This window comes from Streptomyces sp. DT224, from assembly GCF_049844595.1.
Lineage (GTDB): Bacteria > Actinomycetota > Actinomycetes > Streptomycetales > Streptomycetaceae > Streptomyces.
This window is the reverse complement of record NZ_JBNCLI010000013.1, coordinates 265151-291425: the sequence shown is the minus strand read 5'-3', so window position 1 is coordinate 291425 and position 26275 is coordinate 265151. Positions and strand designations below refer to the sequence as shown.

The 26275-nt window shown below is 73.2% G+C and carries 25 protein-coding genes; 20 read left to right on the top strand and 5 right to left on the bottom strand.

The genetic code is table 11. The features are described from left to right. The first annotated feature begins 114 nt into the window (after positions 1-114). From ACLQ2N_RS30765 to ACLQ2N_RS30715, 11 genes are all read left to right on the top strand, one after another. Positions 115-2181 carry a tetratricopeptide repeat protein gene (locus ACLQ2N_RS30765; protein WP_425818145.1) on the top strand — a complete coding sequence of 689 codons (2067 nt, stop codon included), beginning with the start codon at positions 115-117 and terminating at the stop codon, positions 2179-2181. Between the two features lie 142 nt (positions 2182-2323). Beyond that, positions 2324-3439, top strand: a complete 1116-nt coding sequence (gene ald, locus ACLQ2N_RS30760) for an alanine dehydrogenase (protein ID WP_425818143.1) — start codon at positions 2324-2326, stop codon at positions 3437-3439. Between the two features lie 369 nt (positions 3440-3808). Continuing rightward, positions 3809-4927, top strand: a complete 1119-nt coding sequence (locus ACLQ2N_RS30755; RefSeq protein ID WP_328899509.1) for a ParA family protein — start codon at positions 3809-3811, stop codon at positions 4925-4927. After that, positions 4924-5508: a hypothetical protein gene (locus ACLQ2N_RS30750; protein ID WP_425818141.1), complete on the top strand. Its 585-nt coding sequence runs from the start codon at positions 4924-4926 to the stop codon at positions 5506-5508. The genes ACLQ2N_RS30755 and ACLQ2N_RS30750 overlap by 4 nt, the downstream gene beginning before the upstream one ends. A gap of 113 nt (positions 5509-5621) precedes the next feature. Then, entirely contained in the window at positions 5622-6578 is a 957-nt protein-coding gene (locus ACLQ2N_RS30745; protein WP_425818139.1) for a segregation and condensation protein A, read from the top strand. After that, entirely contained in the window at positions 6575-7216 is a 642-nt protein-coding gene (gene scpB, locus ACLQ2N_RS30740) for an SMC-Scp complex subunit ScpB (protein ID WP_425818137.1), read from the top strand. The genes ACLQ2N_RS30745 and scpB overlap by 4 nt, the downstream gene beginning before the upstream one ends. Then, a complete protein-coding gene (locus ACLQ2N_RS30735) occupies positions 7216-8373 on the top strand; it encodes a pseudouridine synthase (protein WP_425818135.1) in 1158 nt (385 codons plus the stop codon). The genes scpB and ACLQ2N_RS30735 overlap by 1 nt, the downstream gene beginning before the upstream one ends. Before the next feature lie 125 nt (positions 8374-8498). Then, complete coding sequence (gene pnuC / locus ACLQ2N_RS30730) at positions 8499-9146, top strand: nicotinamide riboside transporter PnuC (RefSeq protein WP_425818133.1); 648 nt, start codon at positions 8499-8501, stop codon at positions 9144-9146. Beyond that, positions 9143-10222 (top strand): AAA family ATPase, encoded by a 1080-nt coding sequence (locus ACLQ2N_RS30725; protein WP_425818131.1) that lies wholly within the window; start codon positions 9143-9145, stop codon positions 10220-10222. Before pnuC ends, ACLQ2N_RS30725 begins: the two co-directional genes overlap by 4 nt. Further along, complete coding sequence (locus tag ACLQ2N_RS30720; protein WP_425818129.1) at positions 10219-10953, top strand: NUDIX hydrolase; 735 nt, start codon at positions 10219-10221, stop codon at positions 10951-10953. Before ACLQ2N_RS30725 ends, ACLQ2N_RS30720 begins: the two co-directional genes overlap by 4 nt. Continuing rightward, positions 10950-11966, top strand: coding sequence for an ADP-ribosylglycohydrolase family protein (locus tag ACLQ2N_RS30715; protein WP_425818127.1), 1017 nt, complete (start codon positions 10950-10952; stop codon positions 11964-11966). The genes ACLQ2N_RS30720 and ACLQ2N_RS30715 overlap by 4 nt, the downstream gene beginning before the upstream one ends. Positions 11967-11973: 7 nt before the next feature. On the opposite strand, the gene ACLQ2N_RS30710 is transcribed toward ACLQ2N_RS30715, so the two are convergent. Beyond that, complete coding sequence (locus ACLQ2N_RS30710) at positions 11974-12675, bottom strand: nucleotidyltransferase domain-containing protein (protein WP_425818125.1); 702 nt, start codon at positions 12673-12675, stop codon at positions 11974-11976. 142 nt (positions 12676-12817) lie between these two features. On the opposite strand from ACLQ2N_RS30710, the gene aroH reads away from it, so the two are divergent. The 5 genes from aroH to der all read left to right on the top strand — a co-directional run bounded on the left by aroH (position 12818) and on the right by der (position 17297). Further along, positions 12818-13180: a chorismate mutase gene (aroH, locus tag ACLQ2N_RS30705; protein ID WP_425818123.1), complete on the top strand. Its 363-nt coding sequence runs from the start codon at positions 12818-12820 to the stop codon at positions 13178-13180. Further along, positions 13177-14262: a prephenate dehydrogenase gene (locus tag ACLQ2N_RS30700; protein WP_425818121.1), complete on the top strand. Its 1086-nt coding sequence runs from the start codon at positions 13177-13179 to the stop codon at positions 14260-14262. The genes aroH and ACLQ2N_RS30700 overlap by 4 nt, the downstream gene beginning before the upstream one ends. Before the next feature lie 125 nt (positions 14263-14387). Then, positions 14388-15104, top strand: coding sequence for a (d)CMP kinase (gene cmk, locus ACLQ2N_RS30695; protein ID WP_164400931.1), 717 nt, complete (start codon positions 14388-14390; stop codon positions 15102-15104). After that, on the top strand, positions 15101-15763 hold the full coding sequence (locus ACLQ2N_RS30690) for a lysophospholipid acyltransferase family protein (protein WP_425818119.1): 663 nt from the start codon (positions 15101-15103) through the stop codon (positions 15761-15763). Before cmk ends, ACLQ2N_RS30690 begins: the two co-directional genes overlap by 4 nt. Before the next feature lie 64 nt (positions 15764-15827). Then, positions 15828-17297 (top strand): ribosome biogenesis GTPase Der, encoded by a 1470-nt coding sequence (der, locus tag ACLQ2N_RS30685; protein WP_425818117.1) that lies wholly within the window; start codon positions 15828-15830, stop codon positions 17295-17297. A gap of 84 nt (positions 17298-17381) precedes the next feature. Here the strand turns inward: der and ACLQ2N_RS30680 are convergent, their stop codons facing one another. Together ACLQ2N_RS30680 and ACLQ2N_RS30675 are read right to left on the bottom strand one after the other, a co-directional pair. After that, positions 17382-17717 (bottom strand): hypothetical protein, encoded by a 336-nt coding sequence (locus tag ACLQ2N_RS30680; RefSeq protein WP_425818115.1) that lies wholly within the window; start codon positions 17715-17717, stop codon positions 17382-17384. A gap of 152 nt (positions 17718-17869) precedes the next feature. After that, positions 17870-18652 (bottom strand): hypothetical protein, encoded by a 783-nt coding sequence (locus ACLQ2N_RS30675; protein WP_425818113.1) that lies wholly within the window; start codon positions 18650-18652, stop codon positions 17870-17872. A gap of 622 nt (positions 18653-19274) precedes the next feature. Here ACLQ2N_RS30675 and ACLQ2N_RS30670 point away from each other — a divergent pair. After that, complete coding sequence (locus tag ACLQ2N_RS30670) at positions 19275-19490, top strand: I78 family peptidase inhibitor (RefSeq protein ID WP_425818111.1); 216 nt, start codon at positions 19275-19277, stop codon at positions 19488-19490. 69 nt (positions 19491-19559) lie between these two features. Here the strand turns inward: ACLQ2N_RS30670 and ACLQ2N_RS30665 are convergent, their stop codons facing one another. Then, on the bottom strand, positions 19560-20585 hold the full coding sequence (locus tag ACLQ2N_RS30665) for a phosphatase PAP2 family protein (RefSeq protein ID WP_425818109.1): 1026 nt from the start codon (positions 20583-20585) through the stop codon (positions 19560-19562). A gap of 466 nt (positions 20586-21051) precedes the next feature. Between ACLQ2N_RS30665 and ACLQ2N_RS30660 the strand changes: the two genes are divergently transcribed. Then, complete coding sequence (locus tag ACLQ2N_RS30660) at positions 21052-22776, top strand: MFS transporter (RefSeq protein ID WP_425818107.1); 1725 nt, start codon at positions 21052-21054, stop codon at positions 22774-22776. A 40-nt stretch (positions 22777-22816) separates the two neighbouring features. Beyond that, the gene (locus tag ACLQ2N_RS30655; RefSeq protein WP_425818105.1) at positions 22817-24028 is read left to right on the top strand and encodes an acyl-CoA dehydrogenase family protein; all 1212 of its coding nucleotides are present in this window, start codon (positions 22817-22819) and stop codon (positions 24026-24028) included. A gap of 15 nt (positions 24029-24043) precedes the next feature. On the opposite strand, the gene ACLQ2N_RS30650 is transcribed toward ACLQ2N_RS30655, so the two are convergent. Beyond that, positions 24044-24487 (bottom strand): cell division protein SepF, encoded by a 444-nt coding sequence (locus ACLQ2N_RS30650; RefSeq protein WP_425818103.1) that lies wholly within the window; start codon positions 24485-24487, stop codon positions 24044-24046. Between the two features lie 307 nt (positions 24488-24794). Between ACLQ2N_RS30650 and ACLQ2N_RS30645 the strand changes: the two genes are divergently transcribed. Next, positions 24795-26018 carry a DUF5685 family protein gene (locus tag ACLQ2N_RS30645; RefSeq protein WP_425818101.1) on the top strand — a complete coding sequence of 408 codons (1224 nt, stop codon included), beginning with the start codon at positions 24795-24797 and terminating at the stop codon, positions 26016-26018. Positions 26019-26275 lie beyond the last annotated feature (257 nt).

The following is a 26275-nucleotide window of genomic DNA, read 5'->3' as shown; positions in this document are numbered from 1 at the left end:
CGGGGGATGCCCGGGTCGCGCTCCCCCTTCTCCGGCCACCCGCCTGAACTACGCTTCGAATGCCCTGACCGGAGTCCCGCAGGGCGACGCGTGCAGCGAAGTGGAGCGTGGCCCGTGACGGATCAGGCGGTGGACACCAGCGGCCCGGCCGAGGCAGCGGGGACCGAGGAGCCGCCCGCCCCGGAGCCGACCCGGTTCTTCTTCGGCCGCGAACGGGAGTTGAAGGAACTCCGCGACGACATCGAGCGCGCCGGGCTCGACACCATGGCCGGCCGCCGCAGCGCCCGCGCCCGGGTCCTCCTGATCGCCGGACGTCCCGGCTCCGGCCGCACCGCGCTCGCCTCCGAACTCGCCCGCCGGCTCCTGGAGACCGGCGACTACCCCGACGGCCTGCTCCGCGTCCGGCTCGCCGAGACCGGCGGCGCCCCCGTCCCCCCGGAGCGAGCCGCCCGCGACCTCCTCGGCCGGCTCGGCCTGGCCGGACCGCCCGGCGCCGGCGCCGACGAGCTGACCGAAATGGTCCGCGAGGCCCTGGCCGTCCGCCGGGTCCTGCTCCTCCTGGACGACGCGGCGGACGCCGAACAGGTCGACCCGCTGCTCCCCGACAACCCGGACTGCCTCGTCGTCGCCACGTCCGAGGGCCCGCTGACCGGCATCCCCGGCGTCCGGCCCTGCACCATCGGCGGCCTGGACGCGGGCTCCGCCGTCCAGCTCCTCGGCCGCGCCACCGGCCAGGTCAGGATCACCGTCGACCCGCTGACCGCCCAGACCCTGGCCGAGGAGTGCGGCGGGCAGCCGGCCGCCCTGGTCCTGATCGGCGGCTGGCTCGCCACCCGCCCGACCGCCTCGGTGGCCGACGCCGGACGGCAGCTGCGCGCGCTGCCCGACGACCCGGAAGCGCCCGCCGGGACACGACCGCTGACCCGTGCCTTCCGCCTCGTCCACGACTCGCTGCCGGCCACCCCCGCCCGGATACTGCGCCTGCTCTCCCTCGCCCCCGGCGGCCTCGCCGACGCCCACACCGCCTCCGCGCTTGCCGGCTGCTCCGTCTCGGCCGCCCGGACCACCCTGGACGACTTCGTGACCCTGGGCCTGCTGCGCCGGGAGGACACCGACGAACCGCAGTACGAGGTGCCGGGCTGCCTCGCCGGGCTCCTGCGGGCTCTCCTGGAGGACCGGGACCGCCCGGCCGAGATCCAGCTCGCCCGGGCCAGGATGCTGGAGCGCACCGTGCGCCTGCTCCAGTCCTGCCGCGCCGTCACGGACCCGGAGGGCTCGCCGTCCCGCCGCAAGCTCGCCGGGCTCCCGCGCACCCTGCGCTTCCCGAACGCGGAGACCGCCGCCGCCTGGCTGCGCGCCCGCAGGCCCGCCCTGCTCGCCGCCGCCCGGATCGCCGTCGAGGACGGGGAGCTCGACACGCTGGCCCGCCGGCTGGTCGCCGCGCTGGTGCGGGCGCTCGCCGCGCACGAGGGCACCGACGCCGCCGCCCCCGACCTCTACGCCCTGCACGGCCTGGTGCTGGCCGTCGCCGAACGCCGCGACCTGCCCCGCGAGCGGGCGGCGGCCCTGCTCAACCTGGCCGACCTGGACGCCGGGACCGGCCGCACCCGGGAGGCGCTGGCCCGTTACCGGGAGGCGCTGGACGCCGGGCGGGCCGCGAAGGACCCGTACGCCACCGGGAGGGCCATGGAGTCCGTCGGCGGCGCCTACGCGGAGCTGGGGGACTACCACCGGGCGTCGGACTGGTACGGACGGGCGCTCGCCCAGCGCCTCACCCAGGGCGAGCCGGCCGAGGCGGCGCGCCTGTACGGGCGGCTGGGCGCCGTCCACACCTACGCCGGGCGGTACGGCGAGGCGCTGCGGAACTGGCGGGCCGCCGCGGCGGGCCACCGCAGGCTCGGCGACCTCCCGGCCCAGGCCCGGGCGCTCAGCGAGATGGCCCGGGTCCAGGAGTACGCGGGCCGGCCGCAGGAGTCGCTGCGCACCTGCCGGGAGGCGGTGGAGTGGGCACGGCGGGCCAAGGACGTACGGCTTCAGGCGGCGCTGGAGCTGCGGCTCGCGGACACCCTGGACCGGCTCGGTGATCCCGCCGCGGCCGGGCTGCACCGGAGCGCGGCCGACAGATTGCTGGGCGAAGAGGGAATGGCCTGCGAAACCGACAGTGCTTCGTCGGAAAAATAATGCTTTGCAAGGCTAGACAGCGGGAAACCCTTCATTAGACTGGCTGTACCGCGGCCGTTCGCGGTGCCTTCACATGTGATGCATCTACCCTTTTTGCATTGCTGTGCCCGGATTACCCTCTGAGCCAAGGACCGTGATCGACATGTTGGTCGGCATCCCCCGCGAAGTGAAGAACAACGAGTTCCGCGTGGCGATCACGCCTGCCGGTGTGCATGAGCTCGTCCGCCACGGCCACCAGGTCGTCGTCGAGCGGAACGCCGGAGCGGGCTCGTCCATCACGGACGCGGAGTACGCCGCGGCCGGTGCGGAGATCCTGCCGACCGCCGACGAGGTCTGGGCCGCGGCCGACCTGCTGCTCAAGGTCAAGGAGCCGGTCGCCGAGGAGTACCACCGTCTCCGCAAGGGGCAGACCCTCTTCACCTACCTGCACCTCGCCGCCTCCCGCGAGTGCACCGACGCGCTCCTGGAGTCGGGCACCACCGCCATCGCGTACGAGACCGTCGAGACGGCCAACCGCGCGCTGCCGCTGCTCGCCCCGATGTCCGAGGTGGCGGGCCGGCTGGCCCCGCAGGTCGGCGCTTACCACCTGATGCGCTCGGCCGGCGGCCGCGGCGTGCTGCCGGGCGGCGTCCCGGGTACGGCGGCCGGCCGCGCCGTCGTGATCGGCGGCGGCGTCTCCGGCTGGAACGCCACCCAGATCGCCGTGGGCCTCGGCTTCCACGTCACGCTGCTCGACAAGGACATCAACAAGCTCCGCGAGGCGGACAAGGTCTTCGGCACCAAGGTGCAGACCGTCGTCTCCAACGCCTTCGAGCTGGAGAAGGCCGTGGTCGAGGCCGACCTCGTCGTCGGCGCCGTGCTCATCCCCGGCGCGAAGGCCCCGAAGCTGGTCACCAACGAGCTCGTCGCCAAGATGAAGCCCGGAAGTGTACTTGTCGACATTGCAATTGATCAGGGTGGCTGCTTCGAGGACTCGCACCCGACGACCCACGCCGAGCCGACCTTCCGGGTCCACGACTCGGTCTTCTACTGTGTGGCGAACATGCCCGGCGCGGTGCCCAACACCTCGACGTACGCCCTCACCAACGCGACGCTGCCCTACATCGTGGAGCTCGCGAACCGGGGCTGGGCGGAGGCGCTGCGCCGCGACGCCGCGCTCGCCAAGGGGCTCAACACCCATGACGGGCAGGTCGTTTACCGCGAGGTGGCCGAGGCGCACGGCCTCGACCACGTCGACCTGAACACGCTCATCGGCTGACCGGGGTCAACCCCTTCGTCAACTCCGTGCGCCCGGCCGGACCTTGTTGTCAAGGTCCGGCCGGAGGCATGCCGGGCCCGCGCGCGCCCCCGAGCAACTCGTCTCGAACGTAACCCTTTAACCGTTTCGTACACCCGGGAAAAGTGTGTACCGAGGGTTGCGCGCCCTTGACAGCGGGGCGTTCGATTGCCGACACAACGGGCCGGGTGCGGCGGATTGTGTTGCTGCGGACAGGGGACACGCCATAGAGTCGCCAATCGTCGGCATGGTGCCACGCTGACCTATCGATAAAGTTTCCTGGTCACGTCCAAGGAGGTAAGACGACTTGTGAATGAGTCGACAATTACTCCCGGGGGTGTTCAACCAGGGATGCCTGCACGGGGCCAGAGCCCGAACGGGCTGGAGGCTGTCGGCTCCGTCGCTGTCCGCACCTTCTCCACCCACCAGCACATGACGACAGCCCCCCAGATGATGGACGGCCTACACGTGAACGCCATGGCCGGCAACGAGAGTGGCCGGGACACCGCCCCCCTCGCCGACTTCGCCGAGACGCCCCAGGCGCATTTCTACGACCCCGACGCCGAGTACGAGCCCGACCCGGAGTACGCGGCCACGCTCGCGCCGGACGCCGCCCGGCAGCGCCGCGAGCGGATCGGCCCGACCGGCCGCCCCCTGCCCTACTTCCCGATCCCGGGCCCGCTGACCGACCACGGCCCCGCGAAGATCATCGCGATGTGCAACCAGAAGGGCGGCGTCGGCAAGACCACGTCGACCATCAACCTGGGCGCCGCGCTCGCGGAGTACGGCCGGCGCGTGCTGCTGGTCGACTTCGACCCGCAGGGCGCCCTCTCGGTCGGTCTCGGGGTCAACCCGATGGAGCTCGACCTCACCGTCTACAACCTGCTCATGGAGCGGGGCATGGCGGCCGACGAGGTCCTGCTGAAGACCGCGGTCCCCAACATGGACCTGCTCCCCAGCAACATCGACCTCTCCGCCGCCGAGGTGCAGCTCGTCAGCGAGGTGGCCCGCGAGTCCACGCTCCAGCGCGCCCTCAAGCCGCTGATGGCCGACTACGACTACATCGTGATCGACTGTCAGCCCTCGCTCGGCCTGCTCACGGTGAACGCGCTGACCGCCGCGCACAAGGTGATAGTCCCGCTCGAGTGCGAGTTCTTCGCGCTGCGCGGTGTGGCGCTGCTCACCGAGACGATCGAGAAGGTCCAGGAGCGGCTCAACCCGGATCTGGAGCTCGACGGCATCCTCGCCACGATGTACGACTCCCGTACGGTGCACAGCCGCGAGGTCCTGGCACGGGTGGTCGAGGCGTTCGACGACCACGTCTACCACACGGTCATCGGGCGCACGGTCCGCTTCCCGGAGACCACGGTCGCCGGTGAGCCCATCACCACGTACGCCTCCAACTCGGTCGGTGCCGCCGCCTATCGCCAGCTCGCCAGGGAGGTGCTCGCCCGGTGTCACGCCGAGTGAGTCTGCCCGGGGCCGACGAACTGTTCCGTACGACCGGGGGGATGGGGCTCCAGTCCTCGTCGCCCGCGGAGCGGAGGCGCAAGGCGAACGGCGAAGCCCGGGTCCCGGCTCCGGCCGGTGAGAACGAACCCGGGGCCGACGCACCGGGGGAGACCGCCCCGGACCCCGGCACCGCTCCCGCCCGCCCGGAGCACGCGGCGGCCGGCGCCGACGCCGGCGACTCGCGCAGCCGGTCCGCCGAGGGCGACCGGGTCGCCGTCGCCGCCCAGGCCGCCCGCCGCCCGCAGCAGCCCGCCGAGCCCGCCCCGGCGCCCGTCGTGCAGCAGCAGCGCAGGCGCGGTGGGGGACGCGGTGCGAACCGGCGGCCCAGCGGGCGCGAGCGCCACGACGAGAAGATCACGGTCTACGTCTCCGCCGAGGAGCTGATGGACCTGGAGCACGCGCGCCTCGTGCTGCGCGGCGAGCACGGCCTCGCCGTGGACCGGGGCCGGATCGTGCGCGAGGCGGTCGCCGTCGTCCTGGCGGACCTGGAGTCGCGCGGCGACGCGAGCATCCTCGTGCGGCGGCTGCGCGGCCGCTGACCGGTACGGCGCCGGTAGCCTGCCCGGAAGGACCGCCGCCGTCGTGCGGCCCGCCTCCCTTCCGTACGGGCCGCCGCCCGCCGCCGTAGCCCGCCCGCGCACCCTGGAACTCCATGCCGACACCCGACGAGCCCGCCCGCACCGCCCGCCGCCCCCTCGGGCGCGGGCCGGGGGCGGGGGGCGTGCCGGTGGAGACGCCGGCCCCCGCCGGACCACCCGGGCCCGAGGCGGCTCCCGGTACACCGGCCCCCGCCGGCGACGGCCGGTTCACCGTGCGCCTCGCGAACTTCGAGGGGCCCTTCGACCTGCTCCTCCAGCTGATCGCCAAGCACAAGCTGGATGTGACCGAGGTCGCCCTGTCCAAGGTCACCGACGAGTTCATGGCCCACATCCGGGCGATGGGCCCCGACGGGGACCTGGACCAGACGACCGAGTTCCTGGTGGTCGCCGCGACCCTCCTCGACCTGAAGGCCGCCCGGCTGCTCCCCGCGGCCGAGGTGGAGGACGAGGCGGACCTGGCGCTCCTGGAGGCCAGGGACCTGCTCTTCGCGCGGCTCCTCCAGTACCGCGCGTACAAGCGGGTCGCCGACATCTTCAGCGGCCGGCTCGAATCGGAGGGCCGCCGCTTCCCCCGTACCGTCGGCCTCGAACCGCACCACGCCGCGCTGCTGCCGGACGTCGTCATCAGCATCGGCGCCGAGGGCTTCGCCCGGCTGGCCGTGAAAGCGATGCAGCCGAAGCCCGCGCCGCAGGTGTACGTCGACCACATCCACGCCCCTCTGGTCAGCGTGCGCGAGCAGGCGGGCATCGTGGTCGCCCGGGTCCGTGAGGCGGGCGAGATGAGCTTCCGGGCGCTGACCGAGGACGCGCCGGACACCCTCACCGTCGTCGCCCGCTTCCTCGCCCTGCTGGAGCTGTACCGCGAGAAGGCCGTCGCCCTGGACCAGGAGGTGGCGCTCGGCGAGCTGATGGTGCGCTGGGCCGGTGAGGCGGGCGCAGAGCCCGTCGTGACGGACGAATTCGACCAGGAGGCCCCGGACGCCTCCGCAACCCCCGAGGAGACGCCATGACGGACCCCGCGGGCTCCGCGGTCGCGGGCCTCGACCTCAAGCCCGCCCTGGAGGCCGTCCTCATGGTCGTGGACGAGCCCGCCACCGAGGAGCACCTGGCCAAGGTGCTGGAGCGCCCCCGGCGGGCCGTGGCCGCCGCGCTGCGGGAGCTCGCCGACGAGTACACCGTGCAGGGGCGCGGCTTCGACCTCCGGCTCGTCGCGGGCGGCTGGCGCTTCTACACCCGGCCCGAATACGCGGCGGCGGTGGAGGGCTTCGTCCTGGACGGCCAGCACGCCCGGCTGACCCAGGCGGCGCTGGAGACCCTGGCGGTGGTCGCGTACCGGCAGCCGGTGAGCCGGTCGCGGGTCTCGGCGGTGCGCGGGGTGAACTGCGACGGGGTCATGCGGACCCTGCTCCAGAGGGGCCTGGTCGAGGAGGCGGGCACGGAACCCGAAACAGGTGCGATCCTGTACAGGACGACGAACTACTTTCTGGAGCGGATGGGCCTGCGTGGCCTGGATGAGCTCCCGGAGCTCGCGCCCTTCCTCCCCGAGGCGGACGCGATCGAGGCCGAGACGCCAGAGGGTGTGCCGTCGTTCGATCCGGACGCACCGGACACCCCGGGAACTCACGCAGACGACAAGACGGACTTTTGATGCGAAGCAGTGGCAGGAACAGCGGTAGCGGCGGCGGCAGGAGCGGCGGCAGCGGCGGGGGCCGGAGCGGCAGGAACACCAGCGGCACCGGCAGGAACAGCAACCCCAACGCGCGGACCCCCCGCTCGGAGCGCGAGGACCGCCGGAACGAGGAGCGCCCCCGCAAGCCCAGGCCCGAGGAGCGCCGCTACGACGTGGGCTCCGACAAGCCCGGCACCGACGGCGCCCGCAAGGGCCGCGGTGCCGCGGCCCGGGGCGGCGCCAAGGGCGGTCCGAAGAGCCCGCAGGGCGGGGCCAAGGGCGGCGCCCGGCGCGGTCCGTACGGCGCCCCGGCGCGCCCGCGCGAGCTCGACGCCAAGATCGAGCAGCGCAACCGCGACCGGTACGCGAACAAGCCCGAGATCAAGACCCCCAAGACGCACCCGGGCGCCGAGCAGGAGGGCGAGCGGCTGCAGAAGGTCCTGGCGCGCGCCGGCATGGGCTCGCGCCGCGCCTGCGAGGAGCTGATCGACCAGCGCAGGGTCGAGGTGAACGGCGAGATCGTCGTCGAGCAGGGCCTGCGCGTCGACGTGCACAAGGACGAGATCAAGGTCGACGGGCTGACCGTCGCCACCCAGTCCTACCTGTTCTTCGCGCTGAACAAGCCGGCCGGTGTCGTCGCCTCCATGGAGGACCCGGACGGGCGCCAGTGCCTCGGTGACTACGTCACCAACCGCGAGACGCGGCTCTTCCACGTCGGCCGGCTGGACACCGAGACCGAGGGCATCATCATGCTCACCAACCACGGTGAGCTGGCCCACCGTCTCACCCACCCCCGGTACGGCGTGAAGAAGACGTACCTGGCGGCCATCCAGGGCCCCCTCCCGCGCGACCTGGGCAAGCGGCTCAAGGACGGCATCCAGCTGGAGGACGGGTACGCCCGCGCCGACCACTTCCGCGTCGTGGAGAACACCGGCAAGAACTACCTGGTCGAGGTGACCCTGCACGAGGGCCGCAAGCACATCGTGCGCCGCATGCTGGCCGAGGCGGGCTTCCCCGTCGACCGGCTCGTGCGCACGGGCTTCGGTCCGATCGCGCTGGGCGACCAGAAGTCGGGCTGGCTGCGCCGGCTCACCAACACCGAGGTGGGCATGCTGATGCGCGAGGTCGGCCTGTAGTCCGGCCCCGACACCCACAAGGCCTGCGGCCGGTTCCCCGGAATGTCCCGGAGAGGAACCGGCCGCGGGCCTTTCGCATGCCCGGCCGAGCCTTTATAGTCACAGTGACCATTAAGGAGGCGGGCGTGAGTCTCGCGGACATACTCGATCCCCTGCAACAGCCCCTGGTGACGGTCCTGGACACCCCGGTCAGCTGGACCGAGGTGCTGGGCTTCGGCAGCGGCGCGCTGTGCGTCTGGCTCGTGGCCCGCCAGCACCTCGCCAACTGGCCGATCGGCATCGCCAACAACCTCTTCTTCATCCTGCTGTTCACCCAGTCCGGCCTGTACGCCGACGCCGGACTCCAGATCGTCTTCATCGCCCTCGCCGCGTACGGCTGGTGGACCTGGACCCAAGGGGGTGGACCAGGGACGGACCTGCCGGTGCGGCGCACCACGCGCACCGAGTGGACCGGGCTGCTCGCGGCGGGGGCGGTGGGGACCGTGGCGCTGACCGTCCTGCTCGACCGGGCGACCGACTCGACCGTTCCGTTCTGGGACGCGCTCACGACCGCGCTCTCGCTCGCGGCGACCTACGGGCAGTGCCGCAAGCTCGTCGAGTCCTGGTGGCTGTGGATCGCCGCCGACCTCGTGTACATCCCGCTGTACGCGTACAAGGAGCTGTACCTGACCTCGCTGCTGTACGTCGGCTTCCTGACGCTGTGCCTGACCGGCCTGCGCAACTGGCGCCGCGACCTCACCCCGTCCACCCCGCGAGCTGGGACCCTGGCATGACGCGCTACCCGCACGGACTCGTGCTCGGCAAGTTCTACCCGCCGCACGCCGGCCACCACCACCTCGTCCGCACCGCCGCCGCCCGCTGCGACCGGCTGACCGTCCTCGTCTGCGCCGCGTCGGTGGAGTCCGTCCCGCTCGCCGACCGGGTCGACTGGATGCGGCAGGCCCACCCCGGCGTGACGGTGGTCGGCGCCATGGACGACACCCGCATGGACCTGCACGACCCGGCGATCTGGGACGCCCACATGGCCGTCTTCACGGCCGCCGTGCCCGAGCGGGTGGACGCCGTCTTCACCTCGGAGCCGTACGGGGACGAGCTGGCCCGCCGCTTCGGCGCCGAGTCCGTCTGTGTCGACCCGGACCGCACCGCGTACCCCGTCTCCGGCACCGCCGTCCGCGCGGACCCGGCCGGCCGCTGGGGCTTCCTCGAAGCACCGGTGCGGGCGGCGCTCGCCCGCCGCGTCGTCGTCCTCGGCGCGGAGTCCACCGGCACCACCACGCTGGCCCGGGCGCTCGCCGCCCACTACCGGCAGCGCGGCGGGGTCTGGGCGCACACGGGGTACGTGGCCGAGTACGGGCGCGAGTTCAGCGAACGGAAACTGGCCGAGCTGCGCGAGCGGTGGCCCCGGGCCCAGTGGGAGGACGTCATCCTCTCCACCCACGACTTCCCGCACATCGCCGAGGTCCAGAACGCCCGGGAGGAGGAGGCGGCCCGCACCGGCTCCCCGGTGCTCTTCTGCGACACGGACTCCTTCGCCACGACCGTCTGGCACGAGCGGTACGTGGGCGGGCGCAACCCCCTCGTCGAGCGCGTCGCGGACCGGGCCCGCCACCACCTGTGGCTGCTCACCGACCACGAGGGCGTCGCCTTCGAGGACGACGGGCTGCGCGACGGCGAGGAGCTGCGGCCCTGGATGACCGACCGCTTCCGGGCCGAGCTCACCCGTACCGGCCGGCCCTTCATCGAGCTGACCGGCAGCCGTGAGGCGCGCCTCGCCCGCGCGGTCGAGGCCGTCGACGCGCTGCTCGCCGAGGGCTGGGACTTCGCCGCGCCCCTCCCGGAGCACCGATGAGCGCCGCCGCCCCCGAGGGCTACGACCCGAGCGCCTTCGAGCCGTTCGCGGTCACCGTGGACCTGGCGGTCTTCACGGTCCGCGAGTCCCGGCTGCACGTCCTGCTGGTCGAACGCGGCGCGGAGCCGTACCGGGGCCAGTGGGCGCTCCCCGGCGGCTTCCTGCTGCCCCGCGAGTCCGCCGCGGCCGCCGCCCGCCGCGAGCTGGCCGAGGAGACCGGGCTGAGCGACGCCACCGTCTCCGGCCTCCACCTGGAGCAGCTGCGCACCTACAGCGACCCGGACCGCGACCCCCGGATGCGCGTCGTCTCCGTCGCCCACACCGCGCTCGTCCCGGACCTGCCCGAGCCGCGCGGCGGCGGTGACGCGGCGGGGGCGCGCTGGTGGGACGCGGCCCGGACGGGCCCGCTCGCCTTCGACCACGACCGCATCCTCGCGGACGCCCGCGACCGCGTCGGCGCCAAGCTGGAGTACACCTGCCTGGCCACCGCGTTCTGCCCGCCGCACTTCACCCTGGGCGAGCTGCAACAGGTCTACGAGACGGTCTGGGGCGTCGACCTGGACCGCCCCAACTTCCGCCGCAAGGTCCTCGCCACGCCGGGCTTCGTGCAGCCGGCGGAGGGGGCCCCGCGCCGCACCGGCGGCCGCGGCAAGCCGGCCGCCCTGTACCGCGCGGGCGACGCCACGACACTGCACCCCCCGCTGCTGCGACCGGAAGGACGGCAGGCATGACGACCACCCGTACGAAGAGGGCCGCGACCGGCGCGCTGACCGGGCTCGCGCTCGGCGACGCGCTGGGGTTCCCCACCGAGTTCAACGACGTGCCGTCGATCCTCGCCACGTGCGGGCCCTGGCGGGAGATGGAGCTGCCGAAGCCGGCCTTCGTCACCGACGACACCCAGATGACCCTGGCCCTGGGCCGGGGCCTGCGCACCGCCATGGACCGGGGTCCGCTCACCGGGCTGCGGCTGGCGCGCCCGGTGCGCGAGGAGTACGTCGACTGGTACCACTCGCCCGACAACAACCGCGCCCCCGGCCGTACCTGCCTGGAAGCCTGCCACCTGCTCGACAGCGACCGCGCCTGGCAGGAGGCGAGCCGGACCGGTTCCAAGGGCTGCGGCGCCAACATGCGCGTCGCGCCCATCGGACTCGCGCCCGGCCTCACCGACGAGCAGCGCTCCGGGGCCGCCCAGCTCCAGTCGGCCCTCACCCACGGCCACCCGACCGCGCTCGCCGCCTCCGACCTGACGGCCCGCGCGGTGTACCTGCTGGCCCAGGGCGCCGAACCGCTCGGCCTGATCGGCCGACTCCGCTCGTACGCCTTCGAGAACCGCGAGCGCTACCTCGACCGGTGGCTCGGCGACCTCTGGCGCCACACGCACGACGCCTCGCCCGAGGCGTTCATCAGCCGGGGCTGGGACGAGTGCCTGGCCGCGCTGGAGACCGTCCAGGACGCCCTGCGCGCCCCTTCGCCGGAGACGGACCCCTGCGAGCGGACGGGGGACGGCTGGATCGCCGAGCACGCCCTCGCCACCGCCCTGCACTGCTTCCTGCTCTTCCCGGACGAACCCGTCACCGCCCTGCGCCGCGCCGCCTGCACCCGGGGCGACTCGGACTCCATCGCCTGCCTGACCGGCGCGCTGGCCGGTGCTCACCTGGGCCCGGACGCCTGGCTGGCGGCGTGGGTGGAGCGCATCGAGTACCGGGACGAGCTGTTGGAGCTCGGGGCGCTCTGGGACGCCTGAGCCGCGCTCAGCCGGTGGTCGCCACCGCCGACGCCCGCCGGGTGCGGACCAGGAAGTCCTCGACGCGGGCCCGGTCCGGCTCGGCCGGCAGGGGAGAGGTGTCCGCCGCCTCGTCGTTCTCGGTGGCGAGGCGGGTCATGCGGCGTTCCACCTCGGGCCAGGGGACCTCGCCGCGCCTGACCGCGAGGAGGGCTTCGCGGGCCTCGCCCACCTCGATCGTCAGTTCGCCGGTGCGCAGCAGGTCCCGGCAGCTCGCCAGCAGCCGCAGCAGGTGCATCGCGTGCTTCCAGCGCGGGGCGCCGTACTGGCGCACGTCCGCCTCCAGCTTGCGGCGCTGGGCCAGGGCATAGCGTACGAACGAGTCGTGCGCCCGGCGGGAGAGGAACGCGCCGCGCAGGGCGAGCAGTTCCCGGCCGGTGTCGTCCACGTGGTCCACGAGCGGCGAGTGCAGGCACTCCAGCACATTCGGGTTGGCGCGCAGGGCCAGCTCGCAGAAGCGTTCCAGCTCCCAGGAGAACTGCTCGTCCGCCGGGCCCTCGATGTGCGTGGGCGGCTTCTCGAAGCGCCAGAACAGCGGGGTCGGTGCCAGGAACACGCCCCGCCGGTCGGTGTCGCTGGTCCCGGTGGCGAGACCGAAGGCGCGCGACCCCATCACACAGGAGTAGACCGTGTGGCGGCGTACCAGGTCCTCGTCGGTCGGCGTGATCATGCCGGGAGGGTACGCGAGGGACCGGCGCGGGCGCGTCTCATAAACAGGGCAGGCGGGCACGGGACCCCGCCGCCCCTCTACGCTGAAGCTTCTGCAAGCCACTCACGGACACGAAGCGGTACGGACAGGCAAGGAGTACGACGTGGCGGTACGAGCGGTCCGGGGCGCCGTCCAGCTGGACCGGGACGAGACCGGGCACCTGCACGAGCGGGTCGGTGCCCTGCTCACCGCCGTGCTGGAGCGCAACGAGCTCGTCGCGGACGACCTCATCAGCGTCTGGTTCACGGCCACACCCGATCTGCACAGCGACTTCCCGGCAGCCGCCGCGCGCGCCATCGGGATCGTCGACGTGCCGCTGATCTGCGCCCAGGAACTGGACATCGAGGGGGCCATGCCCCGGGTGGTCCGGATCCTGGCGCACGTCGAGACCTATCTGTCCAAGGCCGAGATCAACCACGTCTACCTCGGCGCCACCGCCGCCCTGCGCAAGGACATCGCCCAGTGAGAACAGCCGTCGTCATCGGCACCGGCCTCGTAGGGACCTCCGCGGCCCTCGCCCTCGCGGGCCGGGGCGTCACCGTCCACCTGGCCGACCACGACCCCGAGTCCGCCAGGACCGCGGCCGCGCTCGGAGCCGGTACGGACGAGCCGCCCGAGGGGCGGGTCGACCTGGCGGTCGTCGCCGTGCCGCCCTCCCACACCGCGACCGTGCTCGCCGCCGCCATGCGCGACGGCGTCGCCCGGGGCTACCTCGACGTCGCCAGCGTGAAGGGCGGCCCGCGCCGCGAGCTGGAGGCGCTGGGGATCGACCTCACCCCGTACATCGGCACGCACCCCATGGCCGGCAAGGAGCGCTCCGGGCCGCTCGCCGCGACCGCGGACCTCTTCGAGGGGCGGCCCTGGGTGCTCACCCCGACCCGGGACACCGACACCGAGGTGCTGAACCTCGCGCTGGAGCTGGTCGCGCTGTGCCGGGCCGTCCCGGTCGTCATGGACGCCGACGCCCACGACCGGGCCGTGGCGCTCGTCTCGCACACCCCGCAGCTGATCTCCTCGATGGTCGCGGCGCGGCTCCAGGACGCCGACGAGAGCGCGGTGCGGCTGTGCGGGCAGGGGATCAGGGACGTGACCCGGATCGCGGCGTCCGACCCGCGCATGTGGGTGGAGATCCTGTCCGCCAACCCCGGGCCCGTCGCCGACGTCCTCGCGGGCGTCGCCGCCGACCTGGAGGAGACGGTCACCGCGCTGCGCGGGCTCCAGTCCGCCGACGAGGAGAAGCGGCGCGCGGGCACCGAGGGCATCCGCGACGTCCTGAGCCGGGGCAACGCGGGCCGGGTCCGGGTGCCCGGCAAGCACGGCGCCGCCCCGGCCGCGTACGAGACGGTCGCCGTCCTGATCAGCGACCGGCCCGGCGAGCTGGCCGCCATCTTCGCCGACGCGGGCCGGTCCGGGGTCAACATCGAGGACGTGCGCATCGAGCACGCCAGCGGCCAGCAGGCCGGTCTCGTCCAGCTCATGGTCGACCCGAGCGCCGCCCCCGTCCTCGTCGCGGCCCTCCGCGAGCGGGGCTGGTCGATCCGGCAGTAGGAACCGTGCGACCATGGCCGGTCGCACACTTGTCCACAGGGGTGGCCGGACCCGTCCGCGCACTCGGTAACCTTGTGCGGGGCGGGTTCACGCGTCCCGTCCAGCCCGCCCCGAGCACCAGGAAGGTGTCCACCACCGTGGAAACCGTAAGCGCCGCCGTCCGGACCGCCCCGGCCGCAGTGATCGTCGCCATCGACGGCCCCTCCGGTACCGGCAAGTCCAGCACCTCCAAGGCCGTCGCCGCCCAGCTCGGCCTCAGCTACCTGGACACCGGCGCCCAGTACCGCGCCATCACCTGGTGGATGCTGAACAACGGCATCGACGTGCACGACGCCGCGCAGGTCGCGACCGCCGCCGCCAAGCCCGTCATCGTATCCGGCACCGACCCGGCCGCCCCGACGATCACCGTCGACGGCGAGGACGCCTCCGGCCCGATCCGCACCCAGGAGGTCACCTCCAAGGTCAGCGCCGTCAGCGCCGTCCCCGAGGTGCGCACCCTGATCACCGAGCTCCAGCGCACCATCGCCGCCGAGGCCGAGAAGGGCATCGTGGTCGAGGGCCGCGACATCGGCACCACCGTGCTGCCCGACGCCGACATCAAGATCTTCCTCACCGCGTCGCCGGAGGCCCGTGCCGCCCGCCGCAGCGGCGAGGTCAAGGGCTCCGATCTCGCCGCCACCAAGGAGGCGCTGATCAAGCGGGACGCGGCGGACTCCGGCCGCAAGACCTCCCCGCTGGCCAAGGCGGCCGACGCGGTCGAGGTGGACACCACCGAGCTGACGCTCCAGCAGGTCATCGAGTGCGTCGTCACCCTCGTCGGGGAGAAGCGGGCCGCGAAGTGACCGACACCACGAGCGCGCCCTCGCCGCGTGGCGCGGCGGTCGGGCGCGGCATCGGGATCGGGCTGATGTACGGACTTTTCAGGCCCCGTGTCCTCGGTGCCTGGCGGGTCCCGGCCTCCGGACCCGTCATACTCGCGGTGAACCACTCGCACAACATCGACGGGCCGATGCTGATGGGCACCGCGCCCAGGCCCGTCCACTTCCTGATCAAGAAAGAGGCGTTCGTCGGCCCCCTGGACCCGTTCCTGCGCGGAATCGGGCAGCTGGAGGTGGACCGTACGACCGCCGACCGCACCGCCATCACCCGCGCGCTCGGCGTGCTGGAGGACGGCGGGGTGCTCGGGATCTTCCCCGAGGGCACCAGGGGCGACGGAGACTTCGCCTCGCTGCGTGCCGGGCTCGCGTACTTCGCGGTGCGCAGCGGGGCGCCGATCGTCCCCGTGGCCGTCCTGGGAAGCACCGAGCGCCGCGGACGGTTGATATCGGCACTGCCGCCGCTGCGCAGCCGCGTGGATGTCGTCTTCGGAGCGCCCTTCGAAGCCGGTGAGAAGGGCGGCAGGCGTACGCGCAAGGCGCTGGACGAGGCGACGCTGCGCATCCGGGCCCGGCTCACCGGCCACCTGGAGCACGCCGGGCGCCTCACCGGGCGCACCGGATAAGACGTGAGTAGTGGACCGCACGCTGCGTGGTCCATCGATGAAGATGCAAAGAGGAACGGACTTCATGAACGACCAGATTCACTCCGGCGGCTCGGACCACGAGCACGGAGAGCTTGGCGATGCCGAGTACGCGGAGTTCATGGAGCTCGCCGCGCAGGAGGGGTTCGACCCCGAGGAGGTCGAGGGCGCGCTGGACGAGGCCGGTCACGGCCCGCTCCCCGTCCTCGCCGTCGTCGGCCGGCCCAACGTCGGCAAGTCGACCCTGGTGAACCGGATCATCGGCCGCCGCGAGGCCGTCGTCCAGGACAAGCCGGGCGTCACCCGCGACCGCGTCACCTACGAGGCCGAGTGGGCCGGCCGTCGCTTCAAGGTCGTGGACACCGGCGGCTGGGAGCAGGACGTCCTCGGCCTGGACGCCTCCGTCGCCGCCCAGGCGGAGTACGCGATCGAGACGGCCGACGCGGTCGTCTTCGTCGTGGACTCCACCGTCGGCGCCACCGACACCGACGAGGCCGTCGTCAAGCTGCTGCGCCGGGCCGGCAAGCCCGTCGTGCTCTGCGCCAACAAGGTCGACGGGCAGAGCGGCGAGGCGGACGCCACCGCCCTCTGGTCGCTCGGCCTCGGCGAGCCGCACCCGGTCTCCTCGCTGCACGGCCGCGGCACCGGCGACATGCTGGACGCCGTCCTGGAGGCGCTGCCCGAGGCCCCGCCGCAGTCCTTCGGCACGGCAGTCGGCGGACCGCGCCGCATCGCGCTCATCGGCCGCCCGAACGTCGGCAAGTCCTCGCTGCTGAACAAGGTGGCCAACGAGGACCGCGTCGTCGTCAACGAGCTGGCGGGCACCACCCGTGACCCGGTGGACGAGCTCATCGAGCTGGGCGGCGTCACCTGGAAGTTCATCGACACGGCCGGCATCCGCCGCCGCGTCCACCTCCAGGAGGGCGCGGACTACTACGCCTCGCTGCGCACCGCCGCCGCTCTGGAGAAGGCCGAGGTCGCGGTCATCCTGATCGACTCCAGCGAGTCGATCAGCGTCCAGGACCAGCGCATCGTGACCATGGCCGTGGAGGCGGGCCGCGCCGTCGTGCTCGCCTTCAACAAGTGGGACACGCTGGACGAGGAGCGCCGCTACTACCTGGAGCGCGAGATCGAGACGGAGCTCGCGCAGGTCGCGTGGGCCCCCCGGGTCAACGTCTCGGCCCGCACCGGCCGCCACATGGAGAAGCTGGTCCCGGCGATCGAGACCGCGATCGACGGCTGGGAGACCCGCGTCCCGACCGGCCGGCTCAACGCCTTCCTGGGCGAGATCGTCGCCGCCCACCCGCACCCGGTCCGGGGCGGCAAGCAGCCCCGCATCCTGTTCGGCACCCAGGCGGGCACCAAGCCGCCGCGCTTCGTCCTCTTCGCCTCCGGCTTCCTGGAGCACGGCTACCGGCGCTTCGTGGAGCGCCGCCTGCGCGAGGAGTTCGGCTTCGAGGGCACCCCGATCCACATCTCGGTCCGGGTCCGCGAGAAGCGGGGCCGCAAGAAGTAGCCCCCGTCCCGGCGCGCGCAACCGTACGCGACAGCCCCGGAGTGCTCGGTCACCGAGCACTCCGGGGCTGTCGCGTACGGGAGGTCAGGCGTCCCGTGAGCCGGGCGGCAGCGCCGCGGGCCGGGCGCGCCCCGCATGGCGGCCGACCCGCTGCCAGCCGCCGAGGCTCCCGGCGCGGCTGCCCGTGCCGGAGCGGTCGCCCGCCGTCGTCACCGTACCGCCGGGCGAGGAGTGGCCCGAGTGGCCGCGCAGCGGGGCGCGCGAGCCGAAGAGGCCGAGGCCGAGCGCCTGGAGGCCCAGACTCTCCTCACCGGTCCTGTCCCCCGGCAACGCCCGGAACGAGCGGCGGTACTCGGAGTACAGCGCGTCGTAGATCGGGGTGTGGGACGGGCCGCCCGAGGGGTCCTGCGAGGGACGCATGGCAGGGATCGGGCTCGGACGCTGGTGGGAGGGGTCGTATGAGTGCACGTAGGTGCCAACGACACCGGCGGCCGTCGGATGCGGGCCCGCCGCGGAAACACCCGTCGGACAGACAACTGTTCGCCGCCGGCGTACCGGAACCGCGGTCACGATCAGGTCCCGGCCAGTGGCATGGCGGCGGCGACCAGCAGCCCGGCGGCCGACGCCTTCTCCAGCGCGTCCCGCAGCAGGTCCTCGCGGGGCTGCTGGCCGATCGAGCCCGCCGGGGCGGCGTAGACCAGCACGGTCTGGGACTTGTTGGCGGCGGTCCGCCAGCCCTCGGTGACCTGGAGCGGTGCGTGCGCCTGCCACCAGGCGACCGGGGTGCCGCCCCCCGTACCCGGCTGGAGCACGGCGTGCAGCTGGCCCATGGCGAGCAGGATCGACCAGCCGTGCAGCACCTCCGGCACCTGCTCCATGCGGTGGACCGGCTGGAAGCCCTGTTCCAGGAGCAGCTGGAGGAACTGGTCGCCGTCCCGGCCGTCCGTCCCGGGGCGGGCGATCGCGCCGGTCGGCTCGACGACCAGGGCCGGGTGGAGCTCGTCGTCGATCAGGACGAGGCCGCTGGTGATGCCGAGGACGGCCTGCTCGGGGACGATCCGCTCCGGCTCGCCCTGGTCTCCGGCGGTGATGCTGCGGACGGCGCCCTGAAGCTGCTCCTCGGCGACCTGGACCACCTGCGAGGGGATGCAGCTGGCGTGCGCGAAGGCGAGCACGGCGGTCTCGTCGCCGACGAACAGCACCGTGCTGGTGCGCTCCTGCTCGGAGTCGCCTGGGGTGCGGCAGGAGGTGCAGTCGTAACTGCCCGGGGCGTTGTCGCCGACGAGCAGCCGGTCGGCTTCGGCGTCGCCGATCTCGGCGCGTACGTCCTCGCTGACGTCGAGCATGCGCGGCACGGGTGGCTCCTCGAACTCGGTACGTGCGCCGGGCGGTTCCCGGCTCAGAGATGACAACGGGCGAGCCGCTGCCGGGGTCACGCGGGAAGCCGTACGTAATCGGGCCCGGGCACGCCGGGAGGGCGGAGGATCGGCCGACAAAGGGGGAGAAAGCCGCCCGCAGGGACGGGTGCGGAGGGGCGGGCGCGGGGTGCGGACCGCTGCCCGGCCGCCCGTCGGAATGCGCGGAACCGGGTTGTCCGCTATACGGTCCCGCGGCACCGGGCGGGCCCGTCGGATGGTATGCCTGTCGGCCCTCTGGGATAAGGGTGCGATAAGGGATGGTGAATTACCGGCGAAGCCCGTCTCGCGGAAGGTTTTCCCGAAGGGAATTCAGCCCCGCCCCGAGGCGGAAATCGCGCTGGTTTCCCTGTCTTCCGGAACCCGGTCCGATGATCGTTCACCGGCCTGTGCGATTACTGTGCGTCCGGTTGTGAATCGCACGTTCGGGTGAAGGGGGCCGCGGGGGAGACGTGTCGGGATCCTGTGACACAAGTGTGACCGGTGAGCGACGTGCGGATGCCGTGTGCCCGTGCGCGGTCCCGGCTACCGCCTCCGCGCCCGGGCGCCTACGGTGAGGGGTATGGCACCCCTACCGACTCCCCCCGTCCAGCCCGACGACGCCGCAGGCGCCTATGTGGGGCTCTCCGCAGAGGCCGCCGAACAGCGGGCCCGGGAGCGCGGCTGGTCCACCGTACGGTCCCTGGCGCCGGGCACGGTCATCACCATGGAGTACCAGGCGGGCCGGATCAACTTCGAGGTCGACGGCGGCGTCGTCAGGCGCTGCTGGACCGGCTGAGCCGTCCGCACCGTACGCGTGAGGGGCCCCGACCACGTTCGGTCGGGGCCCCTCACGCGTACGCCGGGGTCAGCCGCCGGCGACCGGCCGGGCCGGGGCCGTGCCGCCGCGCGGGGCGCGGTCCGCGTGCGGCGGGCGCCGGCTGCCGGCCGGCGTCACGGGGGACCGCTCCGAGCGCAGCGCGTGGGCCGCGGCCGGCGCGGGATGGGCCCGCGGGCGGCCGCTCGCGGCCGGCGCGCGGCCGGACTGGCCACGCGCCGGGCCCTGAGCCGCCGGCTCCTGCGCGGGCGGCTGCACGGCGGGCTGCGCGGCCGGCACGGGCGCCGGGGCGTCGGCGGCGGGCACCGGGGCCGCGGGGCGGCTGCCGGGCGCGCCGAGCCGTGCGCGGGCGGCGAAGATCCAGTTCTCGGCGCGGGTGATCAGCGGCTCCACCCAGGGCAGGCCCAGCAGGATCAGCAGGCCCGCCGCCCAGCCGAGGAGCACGTCGCTCAGCCAGTGCGTACCGAGGTAGACCGTCGTCAGGCCGACGCCGAGCGAGACGATGGCGGACATGGCCGACAGATAGCGCCTGGCCCTCGGGGTGGCGGCCAGATAGGCGAGGATTCCCCAGGTCACAACGGCGTTGGCGGTGTGGCCGGAGGGAAATATATCGCCGCCGGCGAAGAGCTCGGCCGATCCGATCCTGGTCGCGTAGTGCGGGCCGAGCCGGCCGAGGCCGATCTTGACCGCGCCCACCGTCAGGTTGAGCAGCAGCAGCGAGGCGCCGAGCGTCAGCAGCGGACGCAGGGTGTGCTGCCGCCAGGAGCGCCAGCCGAGCCAGCAGGCGACCATGACCGCGGTGGGCCCGCGCTGGCCGAGGACCACGTAGTAGTCGAGGGCGGCGTGGATTTCGGGCCACTGCTGGTAGGGCCGGAAGAGCATGACCTTCCAGTCCAGGGCCACCAGCCAGGACGACATGAGCACGGCAATGACGATGGCCAGATAGAACGCCAACGTCCCGCCGAAGAGAGCGATGCGGTGACGGCTCATCCGCGGTGTCTCTATCTTCGGCGGTTCCGGCTCCCGGTCCAGCCGGGCGAAGATGTCGGTACGCACCCAATCGACGTTACAGGGAGTGAGTGGGCGCGCCTGTCGATCCGGGCCCTTTGTGATGACGATGTGATGTGGAGTATGTCTCAGCCGCCGGGTTTTCCCGGGGTTCCTGAATGGCTCTCCCATTCTTTTCGGGCCGTTATGCGATGCCTGTTCGAGAAGTAATTCGCTGAGACTTGCGAAGAATTCCGGAGATCCCGGAGCGTGTTTATCCATGGTGCGGCGGAGCGGAACGGAGGGTGTCAGTCCGGTTACCGTACGGCTTCGGGCGGGGGGTCGTGCGGGGTCGCCGGGTCGTCCGCGCAGTGGCGTACGCCACACTCCGGTGGGTCGGGCGGTATGAGATGGGCCACGTGCGGCCCCGCCGGACTCGCGTACGCTGACGGATCACTCGCCCGTCGACGCCGGGCCCGGACACCGCGTCCCGTGGGCCCGCCGAGAGCGAGGGGACCATCTGGGAGGTAGATGCATGTCCGGGACGCCCACCGCCCGAATCCGCCTGCGCGCAGCCGCCGACGGTGCCAACCGCTGGGTCGTCCTGGTCGTCCTCTGCCTCAGTCTGCTGCTCGTCGCGCTGGACGCGACGGTGCTGCACGTCGCCGTCCCCGCCGTCACCGAGGACCTGCGGCCCAGCGCCGCCGGACTGCTGTGGATCGTGGACGCCTACCCGCTCGTCTGCGCCTCGCTGCTCATCCTCTTCGGCACCCTCGGCGACCGGGTCGGACGCCGGCGCGTCCTGCTGCTCGGTTACGCCCTCTTCGGCGTCGCCTCGGCCGTCGCGGCCCTGGCCGACAGCGCGGCCGTGCTCATCGCGGCACGGGCCCTGCTCGGGGTCGGCGGGGCGATGATCATGCCCGCGACCCTCTCGATCCTGCGCCAGGTCTTCCCCGACCGGCGGGAACGGGCCGTGGCGATCGGCGTCTGGTCCGCCGTGGCCGCCGTCGGTGCCGCCACCGGGCCCGTCGTCGGCGGCTTCCTCGTCGAGCACTTCTGGTGGGGTTCGGTCTTCCTGATCAACATCCCGCTGATGGCCCTGGTCCTGCCGGTCGGCCGGCTGCTGCTCCCCGAGTCCCGGGGCAACGACGACGGACCCTGGGACGTGCTCGGCGCGCTGATGGCCGCCGCCGGGGTGCTCGGCGTGGTCCTCGGCGTGAAGCGGGCCGGTACCGGCGAGGGCCTGACCGGTCCGGCCACCCTGGCGCCGCTGCTGCTCGGGGCCGTACTGCTCGTCGCCTTCGTGCGCCGCCAGAAACGGCGCACCCACCCGCTGATCGACATCGGCATGTTCGCCCGGCCCGCCTTCTCGACCGCCGTCGGCTGCATCGTCCTGGCCATGCTCGCCCTGGTCGGCCTGGAACTCGTCGCCGTCCAGTACCTCCAGCTCGTTCTGGGCCTCAGCCCCCTGGAGACCGGCCTCAGGCTGCTGCCGCTCACCTTCGCCGCGATGGCCGCCGGCGCCACCGGCTCCCACACGCTGCGCCGGTTCGGGCCGCGCCGGATGGTCGGCTGGGGCTTCGTCGTGACGGCCGCGGCGGTGCTGACGCTGACCGCGATGGGCCGCGACGACCGGCCCGTCCTGCTGGCGGCCGCCTTCGTCGCCCTCGGCTTCGGGCTCCAGTCCACGCTGTTCGGCGCGTACGAGTCGATGCTCAACGAGGCCCCCGCCGACCGGGCGGGCGGGGCGGCCGCGATCGGGGAGACCTCCTACCAGCTGGGCGCCGGGATGGGGATAGCGCTCCTCGGCAGTGTGATGAACGCCGCCTATACGCCCGGCCTCGCGGGGCTGCACGCCGACGGTGTCCCCGCGTCCGCCGCAGCGGGGGCCGCCCACTCGCTCGGCGAGGCGTACGAGGAGGCCGCGCTCCTGGGCGGGCCGCTCGGCGCGGTCCTGCGCACCACGGCCCGGGACGCCTTCATCGACGGGCTGCACGTGACCCTGCTGGTCAGCGCCGGGCTCCTGCTGCTCGGGGCGCTGGCCGCGCTGCGGCTGCCCCGGGTGATGGAGTGCACCCCGAAGCTCTGCGAGCCCCGGGAGCCGGCCGGGCGCCCGGCCGCGCCGTCGCGCGAGGGCGTGGACCGGCTCGACGCGCCGCCGCGGGTGCCCGCGCGCCGCCGGCCGGGCGGAGCGGCGGGCTCCGGACGCTCTGGACGTCCGGCACACCGGGTCGTAACGTCGGCACGGCACCGCAACTAACGCTGCTAGTTTTCGAGCACCCCGCCGGAGGCGCACCCTCATGTCCACCGCCCCCACCTCGAAGCTTCCGCCCTTCGACCCCCGTGACCCGATCGGCGTCGACGACCTGCTGAGCCCCGAGGACCTCGCGATCCGCGACACCGTCCGCACCTGGGCCGCCGACCGCGTCCTGCCGCACATCGCCGAGTGGTACGAGAACGGCGAGCTGCCCGGCATCCGCGAGCTGGCCCGCGAACTCGGCGCACTCGGCGCGCTCGGCATGTCGCTCGAGGGCTACGGCTGCGCCGGCGCGACGGCCGTCCAGTACGGGCTGGCCTGCCTGGAGCTGGAGGCGGCCGACTCCGGCATCCGCTCGCTCGTCTCCGTACAGGGCTCCCTCGCGATGTACGCGATCCACCGCTACGGCTCCGAGGAGCAGAAGCAGCGGTGGCTGCCGGGCATGGCGGCGGGCGAGACCATCGGCTGCTTCGGCCTGACCGAGCCGGACCACGGATCGGACCCGGCCGCCATGCGCACGTACGCCAAGCGCGACGGCGAGGACTGGGTGCTCAGCGGCCGCAAGATGTGGATCACCAACGGCTCGGTCGCCGGCGTCGCGGTCGTCTGGGCGCAGACCGACGAGGGCCCGGCCGGTACCGGCATCCGGGGCTTCGTGGTCCCGACGGACGCGCCGGGCTTCTCCGCGCCCGAGATCCGGCACAAGTGGTCGCTGCGCGCCTCGGTCACCAGCGAACTGATCCTGGACGAGGTGAGGCTGCCCGCCGACGCCGTCCTGCCCGGGGTCACCGGGCTGCGCGGACCGCTCAGCTGTCTGAGCCACGCCCGCTACGGCATCGTCTGGGGCGCCATGGGCGCGGCCCGGTCCAGCTTCGAGGCGGCCGTCGACTACGCGCGCACCCGGGAGCAGTTCGGGAAGCCCATCGGCGGCTTCCAGCTCACCCAGGCCAAGCTGGCCGACATGGCCGTCGAGCTGCACAAGGGCATCCTGCTCGCCCACCACCTCGGGCAGCGGATGGACGCGGGGCGGCTGCGCCCCGAGCAGGTCAGTTTCGGGAAGCTGAACAACGTGCGGGAGGCCATCGAGATCTGCCGCACCTCGCGCACGATCCTCGGCGCCAACGGGATCTCGCTGGAGTACCCGGTGATGCGGCACGCGACCAACCTGGAGTCGGTGCTCACCTACGAGGGGACCGTGGAGATGCACCAGCTGGTCCTGGGGAAGGCGCTCACCGGCCTGGACGCGTTCCGATGAGCGCCCGGAGATCGGTCAGCTCTGGTTGAAGAAGCCGTCCGCCGGCCGGCCGGCGGCTCCGCCGTTCATCACCTGGGTGTCGGCGGGGGTCAGCAGGAAGACGCGGGTGGCGACGCGGTCGATCGACCCGCGCAGTCCGAAGATCAGGCCCGCGGCGAAGTCCACCACGCGCTTGGCGTCGGCGGAGTCCATGGACGTGAGGTTCATGATCACCGGGACGCCGTCCCGGAAGAGCTCGCCGATGGCGCGGGCGTCCCGGAAGCTGTCCGGCGTCACGGTGGCGATCCGGCGGCCCGTCTCCTCGGCGGTCTCGGAGGCCACGCGCACCCGGGGATCGGTCACCCACGCCTGACCGGTACCGGTCCGTGCACCCTCGGCGTACTCGTCGTCGTCGTAGTACCGCTCGTCGTTGTCCTCTACGAGGCCCAGCCAGGCACTCGCCTTGCGCACCGATCCCATGGACGCCTCCTCTCACCGCGGTTCCCTGGTGTTCCGCATCTCTTTCGTATCCCTATGGTCGTCCATGATGCGGATCGTGCGCCAAGGGGATAGGCGGCGCGCAGGGCATTCGTGACGGTACTGGTGCAGAGGATGTGGCGATTCGTCAGGTTTCGGGCCGGTAAGGGGGCCTGAAGAAAGAAAATATGATGCCCCGGGCCGTACGGGTGACATGGGGGACGTACGGGTGAACGGGGCGCTGGGTACGATGCCGTCGCGCCCGCGCCCGAGTGCGGCGCACACGCGAACGAAACCCGGGGGGACGGCCGTGTTCGGAATAGTCAGGCCCTGTACGCACCGCCTCTCCGAGAGGCTCAAGACCGAGTGGATGGCCCACCTCTGCGGGCTCTGTCTGGCGCTCCGCTCCGACCACGGGCAGTTCGCCCGGGTCGTCACCAACTACGACGGCCTGATCGTCTCGGTCCTGACGGAAGCTCAGACCGAGCGCACCCCCGCGCAGCGCCGCACGGCCGGGCCCTGCCCCCTGCGCTCCATGCGCACCGCGCCCGTCGCGCGCGGCGAGGGCGCCCGGCTGGCCGCCGCCGTCTCGCTGGTGCTGGCCTCGGCGAAGGTACGGGACCACGTCGCCGACCGGGACGGCCTGTTGGCGCGCCGCCCGGTCGCGGCGGCGGCCCGCCGCGTCGCGGCGAGCTGGGACCGGGCCGGGGCGCGCACCGGCGCCCGGCTCGGCTTCGACACCGCGCTCCTGGTCGACGCGGTCGACCGGCAGACCGGCATCGAACTCCTCGCGGGCCCCGGCACCCCGCTGCTGACCGTCACCGAGCCCACCGAGACCGCCACCGCCGCGGCCTTCGCGCACACCGCCGTCCTCGCGGGCAAGCCGCACAACGCCGAACCGCTCGCCGAGGCCGGGCGCCTCTTCGGACGCCTCGCGCACCTGCTGGACGCCGTGGAGGACCAGGAAGCCGACGCGGCGTCGGGTGCCTGGAACCCGCTCACCGCGACCGGCACCTCGCGCGCGGAGGCCCGGCGGCTGTGCGACGACGCGCTGAAGGGCATACGGCTGGCGCTGGCGGACGCGGAGTTCACCGACGGCAGGCTCACCCATGTGCTGCTGACCCACGAACTCCGGCGCTCGGTGGACCGGGCCTTCGCCACGGACGTCTGCTCGCACCGGTCCGGAGGGCTGCTGACCGGCGAACCGTCAGGAACGCTGCCCACGGGATCCTTCGGGCCGCCGCCCGGCAATCCGTACGCACCCACGGGACCGGGCGGGCCCTCCGGCCCCCGGCCGCCCGAGCCGCCGCGCGACCGGCGCGGGCTCGTCATGGGCTGTCTGGTGTGGGCGGGGCTCGCCTGCACCTGCCAGATGTGCTGCGGCACCTTCGAGGACCCCTGGTCGCGTCAGCGGCGCGAGGGGCTGTGCAGCCAGTGCGACTGCGGGGACTGCTGTGACGGCTGCGACGCGTGCAGCAACTGCTGCGACTGTTGCAACTGCTGTGACGGCTGTGACTGCGGGTGCGACTGCTGAGGCGGTGTCACCTGGGCGTCGTCATCCCTGCGTCCCGCTCCGCGGCAGGGCGGAGCGGGACGGAGCGAGGGGAGGGTGTGCTGCTGTGCCGGATGTGCGAGGGCGCGCCTGGACAAGGACAGGGCGGGCGCGGAGAGCAGGGCGTCGGCTCAACAGGAACAGGACCACACGCGACCGAAGTCGATGTGGGAGCGCTTGACCAGCCACTGCTGCGATTGCATGGTCCCAGTGGAACAGCCATCCGACGACCCGTCAAC

Bases quoted from the DNA above. Each gene is read 5' to 3' on its own strand.
- ald (WP_425818143.1), top strand. From the start codon at position 2,324: ATGTTGGTCGGCATCCCCCGCGAAGTGAAGAACAACGAGTTCCGCGTG.
- ACLQ2N_RS30755 (WP_328899509.1), top strand. From the start codon at position 3,809: ATGCCTGCACGGGGCCAGAGCCCGAACGGGCTGGAGGCTGTCGGCTCC.
- ACLQ2N_RS30745 (WP_425818139.1), top strand. From the start codon at position 5,622: ATGCCGACACCCGACGAGCCCGCCCGCACCGCCCGCCGCCCCCTCGGG.
- scpB (WP_425818137.1), top strand. From the start codon at position 6,575: ATGACGGACCCCGCGGGCTCCGCGGTCGCGGGCCTCGACCTCAAGCCC.
- ACLQ2N_RS30735 (WP_425818135.1), top strand. From the start codon at position 7,216: ATGCGAAGCAGTGGCAGGAACAGCGGTAGCGGCGGCGGCAGGAGCGGC.
- ACLQ2N_RS30725 (WP_425818131.1), top strand. From the start codon at position 9,143: ATGACGCGCTACCCGCACGGACTCGTGCTCGGCAAGTTCTACCCGCCG.
- ACLQ2N_RS30720 (WP_425818129.1), top strand. From the start codon at position 10,219: ATGAGCGCCGCCGCCCCCGAGGGCTACGACCCGAGCGCCTTCGAGCCG.
- ACLQ2N_RS30715 (WP_425818127.1), top strand. From the start codon at position 10,950: ATGACGACCACCCGTACGAAGAGGGCCGCGACCGGCGCGCTGACCGGG.
- ACLQ2N_RS30710 (WP_425818125.1), bottom strand. From the start codon at position 12,675: ATGATCACGCCGACCGACGAGGACCTGGTACGCCGCCACACGGTCTAC.
- der (WP_425818117.1), top strand. From the start codon at position 15,828: ATGAACGACCAGATTCACTCCGGCGGCTCGGACCACGAGCACGGAGAG.
- ACLQ2N_RS30680 (WP_425818115.1), bottom strand. From the start codon at position 17,717: ATGCGTCCCTCGCAGGACCCCTCGGGCGGCCCGTCCCACACCCCGATC.
- ACLQ2N_RS30670 (WP_425818111.1), top strand. From the start codon at position 19,275: ATGGCACCCCTACCGACTCCCCCCGTCCAGCCCGACGACGCCGCAGGC.
- ACLQ2N_RS30660 (WP_425818107.1), top strand. From the start codon at position 21,052: ATGTCCGGGACGCCCACCGCCCGAATCCGCCTGCGCGCAGCCGCCGAC.
- ACLQ2N_RS30655 (WP_425818105.1), top strand. From the start codon at position 22,817: ATGTCCACCGCCCCCACCTCGAAGCTTCCGCCCTTCGACCCCCGTGAC.
- ACLQ2N_RS30650 (WP_425818103.1), bottom strand. From the start codon at position 24,487: ATGGGATCGGTGCGCAAGGCGAGTGCCTGGCTGGGCCTCGTAGAGGAC.